The sequence below is a fragment of the Chryseobacterium sp. HNCC26DJ238 genome, assembly GCF_057180465.1.
Genome location: NZ_JBXUGI010000045.1, coordinates 1 through 1333 on the forward strand (window position 1 = coordinate 1; position 1333 = coordinate 1333).

Below are 1333 nucleotides of genomic sequence, written 5' to 3' on the forward strand. Positions count from 1 at the left end.
GCTGTCGGCAACCGGTTACGGAGCCAACCAGCTTTATAAAAATACGGTAACTGATGAAGACGGAAACAAAACGGTTGAATTTAAAAACGGGCAGGGTCAGACGATCCTCCTGAGGAAAATGCTGGATGGGACTGCCAGTGCTGACACTTATTACGTCTACAATGACTACAACCAACTGGCTTATGTCATCCCGCCTCTGGCAGTAGCCGCAAATGCCGTGGATGAAACCACCCTGAACAATCTCTGCTACCGATATAAATATGATGCCAGGAACCGTCCGGTTGAAAAGAAGGTTCCCGGGAAAGGATGGGAATATATGCTCTACGATAAACAGGACAGGCTGGTGGCCACCAGGGATGCCAACCTTGAAGCGAAAGGACAGTGGCTGTTTACCAAATATGATCAGTTTGGACGCGTCGCATTTACAGGGATCGGTACCGGGGGAGCGAGAACCGCAGAACAGGCAGAGGTGGAACTCAATGGCGGCAACAGCATGCTGCGCAGTGAAAGTGTAGGATTCAGCCATGAAGGAATGGATGTCTACTATACCGGAAGAGCCTATCCCGCAGATAATAAATATCTGCAGCTTTTGAGTATCAGTTATTATGATACCTATGCTCCTTACAATTTTAATCCTTCTTTCCCTGCGACCGTATTCGGGATTTCCGTCATCACTGACAACAGCACCGGAAATACCGTCAGCACCAAAAGTCTGCCTGTGATGAGCTTAGTGAAAAACATTGAGGATAACAGCTGGACAAAGAATTATTCATGGTATGATGAAAGAGGAAGAGCACTGGCGAGCCACTCCATCAATCACCTGGGAGGCTATACCAAAACGGAATCGCAGCTTGATTTCTCAGGAACCCCGAAACAAGTGGTGACCCGTCACAAGAGATTAACAACTGATATGGAAAGAGTGATTACCGAAAACTTTACCTATGACCATCAGAACAGGTTATTGGTGCATACGCATCAGGTAGACAATAACCCTGTAGAATATCTGGCTCAGAATGAATACAATCCCCTTTCACAGTTGAAAACAAAGAAAGTGGGCGGGGTAAGTTCATCTACTCCTCTTCAGACCGTGGATTACCAGTACAACATTCGTGGTTGGATAACGAAGATCAATGATCCGGTGAATCTTGGAACAGATTTTTTCGGGTACAAAATGAAATACACAGATCCTGAATACAACGCTGTCGGATCTGGAAGATATAATGGGAATATTGCAGAAATTGACTGGAATATGTCTACCGTCAACAGTCGGAAAAGATATACCTACGCATATGACGGTTTAAACAGATTATCAGATGCGGTCTATACAGAACCG

Annotated in this window: 1 protein-coding gene; it reads left to right on the top strand. The window is 45.5% G+C overall.

Going from position 1 to position 1333, the window contains the following annotated elements; genetic code table 11:
* On the top strand, positions 1–1333 hold a 1333-nt coding region (locus AC2A07_RS19620; protein ID WP_484051791.1), incomplete at both ends, for an RHS repeat domain-containing protein.